The sequence below is a fragment of the Arthrobacter sp. BG3 genome (genome assembly GCF_056680185.1).
This window is the reverse complement of record NZ_CM155270.1, coordinates 3794196-3810258: the sequence shown is the minus strand read 5'-3', so window position 1 is coordinate 3810258 and position 16063 is coordinate 3794196. Positions and strand designations below refer to the sequence as shown.

11 protein-coding genes are annotated in these 16063 nt (G+C 68.4%); 3 read left to right on the top strand and 8 right to left on the bottom strand.

Features of this window, described 5'->3' with window-relative positions:
• Positions 1 to 14: 14 nt before the first annotated feature.
• Positions 15 to 3326, bottom strand: a complete 3312-nt coding sequence (locus AC1MFL_RS17145; RefSeq protein ID WP_479811376.1) for an Rne/Rng family ribonuclease — start codon at positions 3324 to 3326, stop codon at positions 15 to 17.
• A gap of 473 nt (positions 3327 to 3799) precedes the next feature.
• Here AC1MFL_RS17145 and AC1MFL_RS17140 point away from each other — a divergent pair, with 473 nt between their 5' ends.
• The gene (locus AC1MFL_RS17140; protein ID WP_479811374.1) at positions 3800 to 4471 is read left to right on the top strand and encodes a vitamin K epoxide reductase family protein; all 672 of its coding nucleotides are present in this window, start codon (positions 3800 to 3802) and stop codon (positions 4469 to 4471) included.
• A gap of 159 nt (positions 4472 to 4630) precedes the next feature.
• Here the strand turns inward: AC1MFL_RS17140 and ndk are convergent, their stop codons facing one another.
• From ndk to ileS, 4 genes are read right to left on the bottom strand one after another with little or no spacing between them, the layout of a single operon-like run.
• Positions 4631 to 5050: a nucleoside-diphosphate kinase gene (gene ndk, locus AC1MFL_RS17135; protein ID WP_479811372.1), complete on the bottom strand. Its 420-nt coding sequence runs from the start codon at positions 5048 to 5050 to the stop codon at positions 4631 to 4633.
• 39 nt (positions 5051 to 5089) lie between these two features.
• Complete coding sequence (locus tag AC1MFL_RS17130; RefSeq protein WP_479811370.1) at positions 5090 to 5533, bottom strand: DUF4233 domain-containing protein; 444 nt, start codon at positions 5531 to 5533, stop codon at positions 5090 to 5092.
• Between the two features lie 3 nt (positions 5534 to 5536).
• Complete coding sequence (locus AC1MFL_RS17125; RefSeq protein WP_479811368.1) at positions 5537 to 6895, bottom strand: bifunctional folylpolyglutamate synthase/dihydrofolate synthase; 1359 nt, start codon at positions 6893 to 6895, stop codon at positions 5537 to 5539.
• Positions 6896 to 6898: 3 nt separating this feature from the next.
• Positions 6899 to 10276: an isoleucine--tRNA ligase gene (gene ileS, locus AC1MFL_RS17120; RefSeq protein ID WP_479811366.1), complete on the bottom strand. Its 3378-nt coding sequence runs from the start codon at positions 10274 to 10276 to the stop codon at positions 6899 to 6901.
• A 364-nt stretch (positions 10277 to 10640) separates the two neighbouring features.
• Here ileS and AC1MFL_RS17115 point away from each other — a divergent pair, with 364 nt between their 5' ends.
• Positions 10641 to 11627, top strand: coding sequence for an endonuclease/exonuclease/phosphatase family protein (locus AC1MFL_RS17115; protein WP_479811364.1), 987 nt, complete (start codon positions 10641 to 10643; stop codon positions 11625 to 11627).
• 106 nt (positions 11628 to 11733) lie between these two features.
• On the opposite strand, the gene AC1MFL_RS17110 is transcribed toward AC1MFL_RS17115, so the two are convergent.
• On the bottom strand, positions 11734 to 12495 hold the full coding sequence (locus tag AC1MFL_RS17110; protein WP_479811362.1) for an SDR family oxidoreductase: 762 nt from the start codon (positions 12493 to 12495) through the stop codon (positions 11734 to 11736).
• 91 nt (positions 12496 to 12586) lie between these two features.
• A complete protein-coding gene (locus AC1MFL_RS17105) occupies positions 12587 to 12961 on the bottom strand; it encodes a DUF488 domain-containing protein (protein ID WP_479811360.1) in 375 nt (124 codons plus the stop codon).
• A 72-nt stretch (positions 12962 to 13033) separates the two neighbouring features.
• On the opposite strand from AC1MFL_RS17105, the gene valS reads away from it, so the two are divergent.
• Positions 13034 to 15652 (top strand): valine--tRNA ligase, encoded by a 2619-nt coding sequence (gene valS / locus AC1MFL_RS17100; RefSeq protein WP_479811358.1) that lies wholly within the window; start codon positions 13034 to 13036, stop codon positions 15650 to 15652.
• A gap of 92 nt (positions 15653 to 15744) precedes the next feature.
• On the opposite strand, the gene AC1MFL_RS17095 is transcribed toward valS, so the two are convergent.
• Complete coding sequence (locus tag AC1MFL_RS17095) at positions 15745 to 16041, bottom strand: putative quinol monooxygenase (protein ID WP_479811356.1); 297 nt, start codon at positions 16039 to 16041, stop codon at positions 15745 to 15747.
• Positions 16042 to 16063 lie beyond the last annotated feature (22 nt).

Below are 16063 nucleotides of genomic sequence, written 5' to 3'. Positions count from 1 at the left end.
GCACTGTTCCGGGGTTAGAGCTCCGAGGCCGGAACGCCCACTCCGAGGATGATCGGCTCGCTCGCGGCCGGCTTGGCGGCCGGCGTCGTTGCGGCCGGGACCTTGGCCTCGTGCACCGATACGGCTGCGGCGTGCGGGGTTTCCCTGCGCTGTTCCACCGAGGTCTCGTTGGCGGCACCCTGGGCGCGGCTGGCGCTCCGGTTGCGGCGGCCGCGGCGGGCACGCGAGGTCCCGGCCTCGGCTTCCGCTTCGGTCTGGGAGCCCGCAGCCGGGGCGCGTCCCGGTCCGGTTCCGCCGGCGCGCGCCGGGGCTGCCGCCGCGGTCCGGGGCGGGGCCGCAGCTGCGGCGGCCTTGACGGCCGGTTCCTGGGCTGCTTCGGCCTCGCCAAGCTGGGCGAACGCCTCTGTCAGGAGGTCCAGGGTCAGCGCCGGCGAACCCGCCTGGTCGGCGTGCTCGACGAACGGCAGGGCGACCTGCTCGCCGCCGAAGGTCAGCACGGCGGCGGGGCGTCCGGCTGCTTCTTCCGTTGCGGCCAGCTCGACGACTGCATCGACGGCCGCCTGGCGGGTCTCGGCGTCGGCTGCGGTCGGGGCCTCCCCGTCATGCAGGTGCGCGGCGTGCGCCGCTGCGGCGATGTTCGCCAGCGCCGCACGGGTTGCCTCTGCCTTGGCGTGGCGCTCGGCCTCGGTGGGCTCGGGGTGGACTGCTGCCGGGATGGGCTGTTCCTCCGCGCCCTGGCCTCCCCTGCCGCGGCGGCGGCTCTTGCGTTCGGTCCGCGCGGCAGGCTGGTGCTCGGTCCGCGGGACGTGGTGCTCGGCGGCAACAACGTTGGCGCGGCGGTGCTCGACGGGCTCGTCGTGGGTGACGATGCCGCGGCCGGCGCAGGTTTCGCACTGTTCGCCGAAGACTTCCAGCAGCCCGGTGCCCATCCGCTTGCGCGTCATCTGCACGAGGCCCAGGGAGGTCACCTCGGCCACCTGGTGCTTGGTCCGGTCCCGGCCCAGGCACTCGACCATGCGGCGCAGCACAAGGTCGCGGTTCGACTCGAGCACCATGTCGATGAAGTCGATGACGATGATGCCGCCGATGTCGCGGAGCCGGAGCTGCCGGACGACTTCCTCGGCTGCTTCGAGGTTGTTCTTGGTGACGGTTTCCTCAAGGTTTCCGCCGCTGCCGGTGAATTTGCCGGTGTTGACATCGACCACGGTCATGGCCTCGGTGCGGTCGATCACGAGGGAGCCGCCGGAGGGCAGGAAGACCTTGCGGTCCAGGGCCTTGTGGATCTGCTCGTCGATGCGCCAGGCCGCGAAGATGTCCGTGTCCTTGGTCCACTTCTCCAGCCGGCCCACGAGGTCGGGCGCCACATAGGTGACGTAGGCCTCGATGGTGTCCCAGGCTTCCTCGCCGGAGACGATCAGCTTGGAGAAGTCCTCGTTGAAGACGTCGCGGACCACCTTGATGGTCAGATCGGGTTCGCCGTAGAGCAGTTCGGGGGCGAGGAGCTTGGTGGAGGTCGACTGGCCCTCGATGCCTTCCCACTGCGCGCGGAGCCGGTTGATGTCGTGCGTGAGCTCTTCCTCGGACGCGCCCTCGGCCGCGGTGCGGACAATGACGCCGGCGCTTTCCGGCAGCCGGTCCTTGAGGATCCGCTTCAGGCGGTTGCGTTCGACGTCGGGCAGCTTGCGGGAGATGCCGGTCATGGAGCCGCCGGGAACGTACACGAGGTAGCGGCCGGGCAGCGAGATCTGGCTCGTGAGGCGGGCGCCCTTGTGGCCGACCGGGTCCTTGGTGACCTGGACGAGCACGGAGTCCCCGGACTTCAGCGCGTTTTCGATCCGGCGCTGCTTGCCCTCGAGGTTGACGGACTCCCAGTTGACTTCACCGGCGTAGAGCACGGCGTTGCGGCCGCGCCCGATGTCGACGAAGGCGGCTTCCATCGACGGCAGCACGTTCTGGACCTTGCCCAGGTACACGTTGCCGATCAGGGAGTCCTGCTGGGTCTTGGAGACGAAGTGCTCGGCCAGGACGCCGTCCTCGAGGACGCCGATCTGGATTCTGTCGTCGCGCTGGCGGACGATCATCTGGCGGTCGACAGATTCGCGGCGGGCCAGGAACTCGGCCTCGGTGATGACGGTGCGGCGGCGGCCGGTGTCGCGGGATTCGCGGCGGCGCTGCTTCTTCGCCTCGAGCCGGGTGGAGCCCTTGAGGGACGTGACGCGGTTGTTGACCGGCGCCTCGGTGGCCGCGCGGGGCGCACGGACGCGGGTCACGGTGTTGGGCGGGTCGTTGTCTTCCCCGCCGGTCAGTTCCAGGTCCTGGTCACCACGGCGGCGGCGACGGCGGCGGCGCGACGTCACGCCGTCTTCGAGCTGTTCCTCGGAGCCTTCTTCCGCTTCCTCCCCGGCGTCTTCGGAGTCGGTCCCGGCGCCGGTCTCGCCGTCGGAACCGCGGCTGCTGCGTCCGCGGCGGCCCCGGCTGCGGCGGCGGCGGCGGCTTCCGGCATCTTCGCCCTCGCCCTCTTCTTCGCCTTCTTCTTCTTCCGTTTCGGCCACTGCCGCGGCGGCAGGGGCGGCGGCAGGGACCGGGCGGACGACGGCGGCCAGGTCGGGAGCCTGGAAAATCATGGAGGTGACCGCTCCGGGCTCCATGAAGAGCGAGGAGGCGGAAGGTGCTTCGGCGGGCGTCTCCGCTACCGGGGCGGCCGTGTCAGCGGCGGGGGCGGCAGCGGCGGTCTCCGTTGCCACAGCTTCTTCCGCGGCCGGCGCTTTCGCGGCGGGGGCTTCGACGGCGGAAGTCTCTGCAGCAGGAGCCTCCGCGGCGGGAGCCTCCGCGGCGGGAGTCTTCGCGGCGGGAGTTTCTACAGCAGGAGCCTCCGCGGCGGGGGTCTTCGCGACGGGGGAACCTGCCTTGGCGCGGCTGACGCGGCGGCGGACCGGCTTCTTGACCGGCACTTCGGCGGCCTCGGCGGCCGGCGTCTCAGCAGCCGGAGTCTCTGCTGCCGGTGCCTCGGCGATGGGCGCCGCGGTTTCCGGGGCGAAGGCGGGAAGGGGTTCGGCCGGTTCGGCGACCTTGCGGGCCCGGGAGCGCCGGACGGGCGCCTTGGCCTTGGCTTCGGCGGCAGGAGCTGCATCGGCCGGAGCCTCTGCACCCTCGGCGGTGACTGCGGCGTCCGCTGCAGCGTCCGCTGCGGCACCGGCCTTGGGAAGGGCCTTGCGGCGGGTCCGTACCGGCCGCTTCGGCGGCGTAGCTACGGCCGCTGCGTCAGCTGTCCGTGTAGCGGTAACAAGTGCTTCTTCGTTGCCCGTGACAACCTGGTCATTATCCATATGTGGCGACACTCCTGCCCCTGGCTGCCGCCACATTCGGCACCCGTTGGGGCAAATATTTGTCAACACCCGCAGGCATTGACAGAAGTCAATTGGATACCCTCAGGTTCGCACCGGCAGTGGGGTGCGGCAGCCCTGGAGGGCCGGCGGAATTGTTCTGAAACCCGTTGATCTACACGCCACAACCAGGTGCCGTCCAATGGCATTGCGGGACAGCCCGGATCAGAGGATCCGTAGCTCCCTGCTCATCATTGGCGGTCTTGGGAACAAAGTCGCCGGACCGGAATCCGGATGTGGATCGGGTTCCAGCCACGATCATTGTCTCACAGGACCCGCCAAAGCAGGCGTATGCAAGTCATCCGGCCCACACCGTGTACCGAATCACTGCTGACGGCACAACGCATCCCGGCCTTCGTCCAGCCAGCGGCGATACAATCTGACCAGTTGCACCCGACCCGAAGGACATTCATTTCATGCCCAGCATCTCCAGTGCCACCGGCGAGGCAGCCGCGAGGCAGCAAAGCTCCAGCACGGCCGCGGCGGAACGGCCGCTGCCTCCGATGACCCGCGACCGCCCGTTCGCGTGGCTCCTGCTGATCACCGGCGTCGTCGGCTGGCTTGCCTCCGGAGCCCTGGTGCTGGAGAAGCTGGCAGTCCTCAAGGACCCCAGCCACGTGACGGTGTGCGATGTGAACCCCTGGATCTCCTGCGGCCAGGTCATGCAGACCTGGCAGGGGTCGGTGTTCGGCTTCCCCAACATGTTCATGGGCATCGTCGCGTTCGCGGTCATTATCACCACGGCCATGGGCTTGTTCGCCGGTGCGAGCTTTGCCCGCTGGTACTGGCTCGGGCTGCAGACCGGCGTCACCCTGGGCTTCGCGTTCGTGGGGTGGCTCTGGTCGCAGGCGCTGTACTCCATCCACATCCTGTGCCCGTTCTGCATGGTCGTCTGGGCAGCGATGATTCCGCTGTTCGTCTGGGTCACCGTCCGCAATGTGAGCCACGGCGTGATCCGGCTGCCCGCGGGCCCCACGCGGGTCCTGGGCGACTCCGGCTGGATCATCTCGGCGCTGCTTTACGTGGCCGTGGTCGCCACCATCTTCTTCGCTTTCATCCAGGTCTTCATCGGGACCTCCGGCTATTAGGCCGCGGGACCGCCGTTAACCAGCGCGAGGTGACAGTTAAGGCCAATGTTCGTCCTGAACATTGGCCTTAACTGTCACCTCGGCGCCGGCGGGGACCTCGGCGGGGGCATGGACCTCGGCGAGGGGTGGGGCCCGGTGCGCGGGGGTGGGTCCCGGGACTTAGCCCTTGAACCAGATCTTGATCTCGCGCTCCGCGGAGTCCACGGAATCCGAGCCGTGGACCAGGTTCTGCTGCACCTTCAGGCCCCAGTCGCGGCCGAAGTCGCCGCGGATGGTGCCGGGAGCCGCCGTCGTCGGATCCGTGGTGCCGGCGAGCGAGCGGAAGCCCTCGACCACACGGTGGCCCTCGAAGATCGCGGCGACGACCGGTCCGCTGAGCATGAACTCGACGAGCGGCTCGTAGAAGGGCTTGCCTACGTGCTCCTCGTAGTGCTGCTCCAGCAGTTCGCGGCTCGCGTCGACCTTCTTGAGCTCGGCCAGGGTGTAGCCCTTGGCTTCGATGCGGGCGATGATGCTGCCGGTCAGGTTGCGGGTGACGCCGTCGGGCTTGATCAGGACGAGGGTGCGCTCAATGCTCACAGCTGCTCCAATGTGTGGTGGTGGGATTCGGAAATAAGTCTAGTTGCTTTGGCCTTCGGGGTGGGCTGCATCCCAGGCGGCCTGGTCGCGTTCGCGCTGTGCGGCCTCCCGGTCAATCCGGATGCCGGTGCGGATGCCGTACCACCAGGCCACCGCGAAGAGGCCGCCGACCACGAACATGGCCGGCTCCAGGATGCCGGTCAGGATCAGCACGATCTGCAGGATCCAGCCCAGTGCAACCCCCCACGGCTTGGTCAGCACCGCGCAGGTGAAGGCGTACACGAGGCACAGCGCGATCCCGACGGAGAAGATCAGCACCGGCGGGAACTCGTCCCGCCGCAGCCCGAACACGGTGAGGGTGCCGAAAAGCACCACAAAAGCTTCCAGCAGCAGCACCGTGGAGGCGAACATGACCTTGGTGGAGCGGCGTTTCCTGGGCATGCCCGGGCGCCATTCGCGCTGGGCCTTGGTGAGTTTCGCCATGGTCTAGGCATCCGCCTTTCCGAGTAGGATCCGGGCTTCCGCGACGAGCGTGATGGAGCCGGTGACGAGGACGCCGCCAGCGAGGTCATCGTTGGCTTCGGCACGTTCCACCGCCCATTCGAGGGCGTCGTCGAGCTTCTCCGCGACGTGGATGTTGTCCTCGCCGAATCCCAGCTCGACGGCGAGTTCCGCGAGGTCCTCGGCCGGGACGGCGCGCGGCGAGTTGGACTGGGTGACGCAGTATTCGGCGGCCAGGTCGCCGAGGGATTCCTTGAGCTGGCGGAGGATTTCCTCGGCGTCCTTTTCGCGCAGGATGCCGACCACCACCACAAGCTTGGTGAAGCTGAAGGCCTCGTGGATGGCCTCGGCGGAGACCCGGATGCCTTCGGGGTTGTGCGCGGCGTCCACGATGATGGTCGGCGCGGTGCGCACTACCTCGAGGCGTCCGGGCGAGGTGACCGAGGCGAAGGCCTCCTGCACGAGTCCGGCGTCGAGCGCCTTTTCAGCGCCGAAGAAGGCCTCCAGCGCGGCGATCGCGACGGCGGCGTTCTCGGCCTGGTGCGCGCCGTGCAGCGGGACCAGCAAGTCCTCGTAGCGGCCCGCGATGCCCTGGATGGTGACCATCTGGCCGCCGACGGCGACGGTGCGGGCTTCGACGCCGAACTCGACACCCTCGAAGCGGAACGGGACGTTCGTTTCCTTGGCCTTTTCCAGCAGCACCTGCGCCGCGTCCCGGGGCTGCGCGGCGCTGACCAGGAAACCGCCGGGCTTGATGATGCCGGCCTTTTCGCGCGCGATTTCCTCCGTGGTGTCGCCCAGAAGGTCCGTGTGGTCCAGCGAAATCGGGGTGACGACGAAGACCTGGCCGTCCCCGACGTTGGTTGCGTCGGTAATGCCGCCCAGGCCCACCTCGATGACGGCGACGTTGACCGGCTGGTCGGCGAAGATGGCGAAGCCGAGGATGGTCAGGCACTCGAAGTAGGTCAGCCGCGGCTGGCCCTCGGCCTCGAGTTCGCTGTCCACGATGGCCAGGTACGGGCGGATTTCGTCCCAGATCCGGACGAAGGTCTCATCCGGCACCGGGGCGCCGTCGATGCTGATCCGTTCGGTCACTTTGGACAGGTGCGGGCTGGTGTACCGCCCGGTGCTCAGCCCGTGCGCGCGCAGCCCCGCCTCGATCATGCGGGCAGTGGAGGTCTTGCCGTTGGTGCCGGTGACATGGATGATCGGGAACGCCTTGTTCGGCTCCCCCAGGATGTCCATCGCCCGGTGCAGCGGGGCGAGCCGCGGCTCCATCTTGTTTTCCGGCGCCCGTCCCAGCAGCTCGGCGTAGACGCTTTCTACGGAGAATTCGTCGGTCATGGACTACGCCTCAACTTTCCTGGCAACAGTGACCTGGGGTTCCTTGACGTCGGCCGCAACAGTGTCCAGCTCGATGGTCAGGGTCTCGGTCTTGACGAGTTCGGCGTTGGCCAGCAGGGCATCGACGATGTCCTGCTTGGCGGTAACCGTGGTGTGGATCCGGTCGCTGACGTTGAGTCCGGCGTCCTTGCGGGCCTGCTGGATGGCGCGGACCATGTCGCGGGCCGCACCTTCGGCTTCGAGCTCGAGCGTGACCTCGGTGTTGAGGACCACAAAGCCGCCGCCGGGCAGGACCGCCGCCGCGCGGGAGCCCTCGCCTTCCGCGGCTTCCGCCACGACGGTTTCCAGCGTGTATTCCTGCGGCTCAAGGGCGAGCCCGCCGGACACAACAACACCGTCGACGCCGTCGATGGTCTGCACGGACCAGTCGCCGGATTTGGCGCCCTTGATGGCCTGCTGCACGTTCTTGCCCAGCCGCGGACCTGCAGCCCGGGCGTTCACCACCAGCTTCTGCTCGATGCCGAACTCCTCCGGGGAGGCGGCCTCGGCGTCGAGCAGCCGGACCGAGCGCAGGTTCAGTTCATCGGCGACGACGGCGGCGAAGCCTGCCAGGGCGTCCGCGCCGGGGGCCACGACGGTGAGCTCCTGCAGCGGCAGGCGAACCCGCAGGTTTGCGGCCTTGCGCAGCGAGGATCCCGTGGAGCAGATCTGCTGGACCCGGTCCATCGCCTCGACGAGGCCCGGGTTGGCCGGGAACAGTTCCGCGTCCGGCCAGTCGGCCAGGTGCACGGAACGCCCGCCGGTGAGCCCGCGCCAGATCTCCTCGGAGATCAGCGGCAGCAGCGAGGCGGAGACGCGGCAGACCGTCTCCAGCGCGGTGTAGAGCGCGTCGAACGCATCGACGTTCTCGTCGAAGAAACGCTGCCGGCTGCGGCGGACGTACCAGTTGGTGAGCATGTCCAGGTAGCTGCGCAGTTCATCGCAGGCGCCGGAGATGTCGTAGGCATCCAGCTGCGCGGTCATGTTCCGGACCAGGTCCCCGGTGTTGGCCATCAGGTACTGGTCCAGGGTGTCGGCGTAGCCGTCGTAGCGCAGCTTCGCGTCGTAGCCATGCGCTTTCCCGTCCACTGAGTTGGCGGCGTTGGTGTAGAGCGTGAAGAAGCTGTACACGTTCCACAGCGGCAGGATGACCTGGCGGACGCCGTCGCGGATGCCCTGCTCGGTAACCACGAGGTTGCCGCCGCGCAGGATCGGGCTGGACATCAGGAACCAGCGCATCGCGTCGGAGCCGTCGCGGTCCAGGACCTCGGAGACGTCCGGGTAGTTGCGCAGGCTCTTGGACATCTTCTGCCCGTCCGAGCCCAGGACGATGCCGTGGCTGATGACGTTGCGGAAGGCCGGCCGGTCGAACAGCGCGGTGGACAGGATGTGCAGCATGTAGAACCAGCCGCGGGTCTGGCCGATGTACTCGACGATGAAGTCCGCCGGGTTGTGCGTGTCGAACCATTCCTCGTTCTGGAACGGGTAGTGCACCTGGCCATAGGGCATGGAGCCGGAGTCGAACCAGACGTCCAGGACGTCCTCGACACGGCGCATCACCGACTGGCCCTCTTCCGGGGTGCGGGGGTCGTCCGGGTTCGGGCGGGTCAGCTCGTCGATGAACGGACGGTGCAGGTCCACCTGGCCCTCGTTGTTCATCGGCAGCCGGCCGAAGTCGGCCTCGATCTCGGCGAGCGAGCCGTAGACGTCGGTGCGCGGGTGGTCCGGGTCGCTGGACTGCCAGACCGGGATGGGGCTGCCCCAGTAGCGGTTGCGGCTGATGGACCAGTCGCGGGCGTTGGCGAGCCACTTGCCGAACTGGCCGTCCTTGACGTTGCCGGGGATCCAGTTGATCTCCTGGTTCAGTTCGGACATGCGGTCCTTGAACTTGGTGACCTCGACGTACCAGGACGACACCGCGCGGTAGATCAGCGGGTTGCGGCAGCGCCAGCAGTGCGGGTAGCTGTGCTCGTAGCTGGCCTGGCGGACCAGGCGGCCCTGGGCACGGAGCACCTGGGTGATGGGCTTGTTCGCCTCGAACACCTGCAGCCCGGCGATTTCGGCGAGGTCGCCGTGGCCGAAGAGCGGCAGGAACTTTGCGCCTTCATCCACAGAGAGGACCACCGGGATGCCGGCCTCCTCACAGACCTTCTGGTCGTCCTCACCGTAGGCCGGGGCCTGGTGGACGATGCCGGTGCCGTCCGTGGTGGTGACGTAGTCGGCGACGAGGAAGCGCCAGGCGTTCTCGGTGCCGTACTTTTCGACGTCGTGGAAGTAGTCCCAGAGCGGCTCGTAGCTCAGCCCTTCGAGCTCGGCGCCGGTGTGGCGGGAGGTGACGGCGGCCTCGGCAGCCGCCGCGCCCTCGGCGCCGTCGCCGTAGCCAAGGTCCTTGGCGTAGGCGCCCAGCAGGTCCCCGGCGAGCAGGAAGCTGCCGGTGACGGGGGCGTCGGCCGCGGCGGCCTTGACGCCGTGCGGTCCGGCCGGCAGGACGACGTAGTTGATGGCGGGCCCGACGGCGAGCGCCAGGTTGGTGGGAAGCGTCCAGGGCGTGGTGGTCCAGGCGAGCGCCTGCACGCCGGCGAGCTGCCGGGACAGCTCCGACTCCCCCGCGGTGATCGGGAAGGTGACCGTGACGGTCTGGTCCTGGCGGTTCTTGTAGACGTCGTCGTCCATGCGGAGCTCATGGTTGGACAGCGGCGTCTCGTCCTTCCAGCAGTACGGCAGCACGCGGTAGCCGTTGTAGGTCAGGCCCTTTTCGTGCAGCTGCTTGAAGGCCCAGAGCACGGACTCCATGTACTCGACGTTGAGCGTCTTGTAGTCGTTCTCGAAGTCGACCCAGCGGGCCTGCCGGGTGACGTAGCTCTTCCACTCATCGGCGTACTTCATCACGGACGCGCGGCAGGCGTCGTTGAACTTGTCGATGCCCATCGTCTCGATCTGGGTCTTGTCCGTCATGCCCAGCTGCTTCATGGCTTCCAGCTCGGCGGGCAGCCCGTGGGTGTCCCAGCCGAAGCGGCGCTCGACGCGGCGGCCGCGCTGGGTCTGGTAGCGGCCGACAAGGTCCTTGGCGTAACCGGTCAGCAGATGGCCATAATGCGGCAGGCCGTTGGCGAAGGGGGGGCCGTCATAGAAGACGAACTCGTTGCTGCCGGGCTTGCCGCCGGGAAGATCAGCGTCCCGCTGGTCGATGCTGGCCTGGAAGGTGCCGTCCTCATCCCAGTACTTGAGGATGCGTTCTTCGATCTCCGGGAACTTCACGGAGGCCGACACACCGGAGGTGCTGGAAGCAGAGGCGGTGGCGCCTGCGCCGGGTGCGGCGGAGGCCTTCGGGTAATAAGTCATCTCGACATCCTGGGTTGAGCTGGTGAACAAATGGATTCATTCAGGATGCGAGGACGGCCCCTGCACTGTCTTTCGACAACACCGGCACCGCGGTACCACCTCACTTACCGCCGCCGGGCCCCTGTGGTGGGACAGAGCTCCGGCGCCGGCCGCTCATTACTGCTGTCACGGGCTTACCCGTCCGGTTCTACCGGCCCTGGCGCGCATCTTGTCATCAAAGTTGCGGCGTCGGGGCGTTCTTCCGGAAGCTCACCGGTGATGGCCGGGTCAAAGCTGCTACCAGAAGTCTAACAACTGTCACGGGCCCGCAATGCCTACACTGAATCCCATGATGTTCCGGGCCCGGGGCCAAGGCGCCCCGCGAATGCCTGCCGGCCGTGCTGCCGCCGGCTGGCGGATCATGGCCGGGCTCGCCGCGGCACCCGTCGTGGTGGTCTCTTTCTTCCGTGCCGTGCCGCGGGACTGGCCCACCACCGTGGTCCAGCTGGTCTCTTATACCCCGTGGCTGGTGCTGCCGGCCGGCGCCTCGCTGGTGTTCGCTGTGCTGGGCCGCCGCAGGTGGATGGCGGGCGCCGCGGCCGGCCTCGTGGCCGTGCAGCTCTTCTGGCTGGTCCCGCTGGACTACGCCCGGGCGGCGCCGGATGCCGCACAGGGCACGGTGGAGCTGCGGACGATGAGCCTCAACGCCAAGCTCGGCAAAGCCGACGCGGCGGAAATCGTCCGGCTGGTCCGCGACAACGGCATCACCCTGCTGACAATCCAGGAGTACACCAAAGCGCTCGAAGACCGGCTGGCCGCGGCCGGGCTGGCCACGCTGTTGCCGAACAGGATCAGCGCTCCGGCGGGCGGCGCCGCCGGGAATGCGGTCTACTCCGTCCACAGGCTGGCGGCCACCGGGAAGGTACCCGGCTCCCACTTCCCGATGCCGTTGATCCGGGTCACCGCGGAGTCCCACGGGCAGCGCGGTGTCGTGGAACTGACGAACGTCCATACCCGGGCACCTGTGGGCGTGGGCCTGCCGAAGTGGCGCAGTGACCTCGCGGCTCTTGGCCAGCTGGTCTCCCGGCCCGGCAACCTGGTGCTGGCCGGCGACTTCAACGCCAGCTATGACCACGCCGAATTCCGCCGGCTCCTGCAGGGCGGGGGCCGGGCAATGGTGGACGTGGGCATGTTTCAGGGCTCACGCCTGGTCCCTACCTGGCCGATGGAGGACTATGCCCTCCCCGGCATCACGATCGACCACCTGGTGGCCAGCCCCTCGGTGCTCAGCGCCGACTATGCAGTGCACCGGGTGCCCGGCACGGACCACGCGGCCATCATGGCAACACTGATCGTCCCCACCACCGGCTAGACCAAACAACGCGGGGTCACTTACGGCCCATAAACCCCCGGTTTATGGGCCGTAAGTGACCCCGCGTTGCCGCTCCGGCGCCCGTTATGCGCAGCGCTGCGGGAGGCTAGGCCTTGCGGATCAGCTTGTAGTTGGCGGCCTGGGCGACCGGGCGGATCACGATCTGGTCGAGGTTGACGTGGTGCGGCGCCACGACGGCGTACCGGACGACGTCGGCAACGTCCGCCGCGGTCAGCGGCTTCTCGACACCCTGGTAGACCTTCTCGGCCGCCGCCTGGTCGCCGCCGAGGCGGTTCAGCGCGAATTCCTCGGTCTGGACCAGGCCGGGCGCCACCTCGATGACGCGGAGGTTGTGCTCGGCTTCTTCGAGGCGCAGGGCGCCGGTGAGCGCATGCTGGGCGAACTTCGCTGCGTTGTAGCCGCCGCCGCCCTCGTAGGCGGACAGGCCCGCCGTCGACGTCAGGTTCAGGACGGTGCCTTCACCGCAGGCGCGCAGCATCGGGAGGAACGCCCGGGTGAGCTTCATGGTGCCCAGGACGTTGACCTCGAACATCCATTCCCAGTCCTCGGTTTTGGCCTCGGCCACCCGGTCGGCGCCGCGGGCGCCGCCGGCGATGTTGATGAGCGTGTCGATGCCGCCGGCGCGGGTCACCTCGTCCACCAGCCGGGCGACGTCGGCGTCGTCGGTCACGTCTGCCGGGAGCGCGACGGCGCCGGTTTCCGCGGCGAGCGCCGCCAGCCGGTCCGCACGGCGGGCGACGGCGTACACGGTCCAGCCCTCGGTCCGGAGCGCACGGACAGTGGCCTCGCCAATACCGGTGCTGGCGCCGGTGACAACTGCTGCTTTGTTCTGGTTTCCTTCAGTCATGGCACCACCCTAACGGCAAGCGCGCGGCCATCCCGGCGGGCACCCGCAGGATGAAGCCGGGTGAACCCGGGTGAATCCGGGTGAATCCGGGTCAGTCCCGCGCCAGGAACTCCTGCAGGACCCGGGCATTGTTGGTCTCCGGGTCCCTCGCCCCGAACAGCAGCGTCACCTTCCCGTGTTCCGCGGCCAGGTCCCGCAGCGTCTGCACGGCGGGGTTGCCGTCGAGCTCCGCCTCGTAGGCGGCGCGGAAGTCGGCGAAGCGCTCCTGCATGTGCGCGAACTCGGTCCGCAGCGGCGCGGACGGCGCCACGTCCTTGAGCCATAGGTCCAGCTGGGCGCGTTCCTTGCTGACCCCGCGCGGCCAGAGCCGGTCCACCAGGACCCGGCAGCCGTCGTCGTCGGCGGGCTCGTCATAGATGCGCTTGATGGCGAAACGTGCGGCGGAACTTCCCTGAGAATTGCCCATCTGCGCATGCTACTGCACCCCCCGCGGCAGGCCACGGCGGCCTCCCGGGACGGACCGTGGAAGAATTGCCCCATGGCTGAAGACACTCAGGGTACAGACACGCCCACCACTGCCCCCATCAACGTTCCGGACAAGCCCGCCCTGGAGGGGCTGGAAGACGCCCTCACCCGGCGCTGGCTTGACGAAGGGACCTACAAGTTCAACCCGGACACCACCCGGGAGCAGGTCTACTCGATCGACACTCCCCCGCCCACGGCGTCGGGTTCGCTGCACGTGGGCCACATGTTCTCCTACACCCAGACCGACGTCCTGGCGCGCTACCAGCGCATGACCGGCAAGAACGTGTTCTACCCGATGGGCTGGGACGACAACGGGCTGCCCACCGAGCGCCGCGTGCAGAACTACTACGGTGTGCGCTGCGATCCGACCACCGCGTACGACGCCGGCTACCGGCCGCCCGCCGAGCCCGCCAAGAACCAGCGCGACTTCGACGTCGTCTCGCGCCGGAACTTCATCGAACTCTGCGAGGAACTCGCCGTCGAGGACGAGAAAGTCTTCGAAAACCTCTTCCAGACGCTGGGCCTGTCCGTGGACTGGGACCTGACGTACCGCACGATCGATGACAAGTCCCGGGCCATCTCCCAGCGCGCATTCCTGGCGAACCTCGCCGCCGGCGACGCCTACATGGCCGAGGCACCCACCCTCTGGGATGTCACCTTCCGCACCGCGGTGGCCCAGGCCGAACTCGAGGACCGCGAGGTCGCGGGCGCCTACTACCGGTACCCGTTCTTCACCGAGGACGGCGAGAAGATCTACATCGAGACCACCCGCCCGGAACTGCTGGCCGCCTGCGCCGCCCTCGTGGCGAATCCCGACGACGCGCGGTACCAGCCGCTGTTCGGCAAGAAGGTCACCTCCCCGCTCTTCGGCGTCGAGGTGGAAGTCCGGGCCCACCCGCTTGCCAAGGCGGACAAGGGCTCCGGGATCGCCATGGTCTGCACCTTCGGCGACCTCACCGACGTCACCTGGTGGCGCGAACTCCAGCTGCCCACCCGCGCGATCGTGGGCCGCGACGGCCGCATCATCGGCGAAACCCCGGAGTGGATCGCCACCGCCGAAGGCCGCGCCAGCTTCGGTGCGATCGCGGGCAAGACCGTCTTCAGCGCCAAGGAAGCCGTGGTGGAACTCCTGAACACCGCCGGCCTCCTCGAGGGTGAACCGAAGAAGATCATGCACCCGGTGAACTTCTTCGAGAAGGGCGACAAGCCCCTCGAGGTTGTGACCTCCCGCCAGTGGTACATCCGCAACGGCGGCCGCGACGCGGAACGCCGTGAGCGGCTCATTGCCCGCGGCCACGAGATCGACTTCCACCCCGCGTTCATGCGCTCCCGCTTCGAGAACTGGATCTCCGGGCTGAACGGCGACTGGCTTGTTTCCCGCCAGCGCTTCTTCGGCGTGCCGGTGCCGGTCTGGTACCCGCTGGACGCCGACGGCAACCCGGACTTCGCAGCTCCGATCGTGCCGTCCGACGCGCAGCTGCCGGTGGACCCCGCAGCGGACGCGGCCCCCGGCTACGAGGAAGCCCAGCGTGACGTGCCGGGCGGCTTCACCGGCGACGCCGACGTCCTGGACACCTGGGCGACCTCCTCGCTCACCCCGCAGATCGTGGGCGGCTGGAGCACCGACGAGGCGCTCTTCGCCAAGGTCTACCCCTTCGACGTGCGCCCGCAGGGCCACGACATCATCCGGACGTGGCTGTTCTCCTCCGCGGTGCGCGCCGACGCCCTGCAGGACTCCGCGCCGTGGAAGCACGCCGCCATCTCCGGCTGGATCCTGGACCCGGACCGCAAGAAGATGTCCAAGTCCAAGGGCAACGTGATCGTTCCGACCGACGTGCTGGAGGAGTACGGCTCGGATGCTGTCCGCTACTGGGCGGCCTCGGCCAAGCTGGGCGCGGACACTGCCTACGAGATCGCGCAGATGAAGATCGGCCGCCGGCTCGCGATCAAGCTGCTGAATGCCTCGAAATTTGTGCTGAACCTGGGCGCCACCGAGAACTCCGTGGTTTCCCGGGATCTCTCCGTGCTCAGCAACCCCCTGGACCGGGCCGTGCTGGCCCAGCTCTCCGACGTGGTCCAGCAGGCCACAAAGGCGTTCGAGAACTACGACTACGCCCGGGCACTGCAGATCACCGAGAGCTTCTTCTGGCACTTCACCGATGACTACGTGGAGCTCATCAAGGACCGTGCCTACGGTGCCGCGGGTGAGGCCGAACAGGCCTCCGTGCTGGCAGCGCTGGCAACGAGCCTGGACACGCTGCTGCGGCTCTTCGCCCCGTTCCTGCCTTTCGCCACGGAGGAAGTCTGGAGCTGGTGGCGGGCCGGTTCCGTGCACCGGGCCGAGTGGCCGTACGCCATCGCGATCGACGGCGACACCAGCCTGCTGGCCACCGTCGGGACCGCACTCAGCGGCATCCGCAAGGCCAAGTCCGAGGCAAAGGTCAAACAGCGCACCGAGGTGCTCTCCGCGACCATTACCGCCCCGGACTCGCTCACCATGCAGCTGAAGGCCGGCCTGGCCGACCTCAAGGCAGCCGCCAACGCCCGGGAGCTGACCCTGGTGGGCGGCGACGGCGAGCTGACCGTCAGCGACGTGGTCCTGGCGCCGGCCGAGGAGCCCGCGCAGGCATAGCGGCAGCCGCAGCGACACAAGGGGGCTCCCGGCCCGGCTCAGGCCGGGCGGGGAGCCCCCGCTGTGTTGACAGGGTCCTGCGGTCCTGGGGCTTAGACCCCGAAGGAGGTCTCGAAGCGCGTCAGCACCGGCGAGGCGGCCAGGAGCTCTCCCAGCCCGCTCGCGCCGTCGTCGCTTGCCCGCCACGCGCGGTAGGCGGAGTCGTGTTCCAGCGACGCCCACTGTTCCACCACCAGAACGTGCGCCGGATCGGTGCTGTCGACCAGCACCTCGACGCCGAGGCATCCGTCAAACGCCCGCGTATCGGTGAGGACGTCGCGGAGCACGGCGGGCGCAGTGGGCAGGGATTCCGCTTTGAGGAACAGGTCAAGGTGGGCAGTGATGGGCATGTCGCTCCAATGTTCGCAGATG

Excerpts from the sequence above, each read along its gene's own strand:
- AC1MFL_RS17125 (WP_479811368.1), bottom strand. The coding sequence starts at position 6,895 with ATGACCGACGAATTCTCCGTAGAAAGCGTCTACGCCGAGCTGCTGGGA.
- AC1MFL_RS17095 (WP_479811356.1), bottom strand. The coding sequence starts at position 16,041 with ATGCCCATCACTGCCCACCTTGACCTGTTCCTCAAAGCGGAATCCCTG.
- AC1MFL_RS17115 (WP_479811364.1), top strand. The coding sequence starts at position 10,641 with ATGCCTGCCGGCCGTGCTGCCGCCGGCTGGCGGATCATGGCCGGGCTC.
- AC1MFL_RS17140 (WP_479811374.1), top strand. The coding sequence starts at position 3,800 with ATGCCCAGCATCTCCAGTGCCACCGGCGAGGCAGCCGCGAGGCAGCAA.
- AC1MFL_RS17110 (WP_479811362.1), bottom strand. The coding sequence starts at position 12,495 with ATGACTGAAGGAAACCAGAACAAAGCAGCAGTTGTCACCGGCGCCAGC.
- valS (WP_479811358.1), top strand. The coding sequence starts at position 13,034 with ATGGCTGAAGACACTCAGGGTACAGACACGCCCACCACTGCCCCCATC.
- AC1MFL_RS17105 (WP_479811360.1), bottom strand. The coding sequence starts at position 12,961 with ATGGGCAATTCTCAGGGAAGTTCCGCCGCACGTTTCGCCATCAAGCGC.
- AC1MFL_RS17130 (WP_479811370.1), bottom strand. The coding sequence starts at position 5,533 with ATGGCGAAACTCACCAAGGCCCAGCGCGAATGGCGCCCGGGCATGCCC.
- AC1MFL_RS17145 (WP_479811376.1), bottom strand. The coding sequence starts at position 3,326 with ATGGATAATGACCAGGTTGTCACGGGCAACGAAGAAGCACTTGTTACC.
- ileS (WP_479811366.1), bottom strand. The coding sequence starts at position 10,276 with ATGACTTATTACCCGAAGGCCTCCGCCGCACCCGGCGCAGGCGCCACC.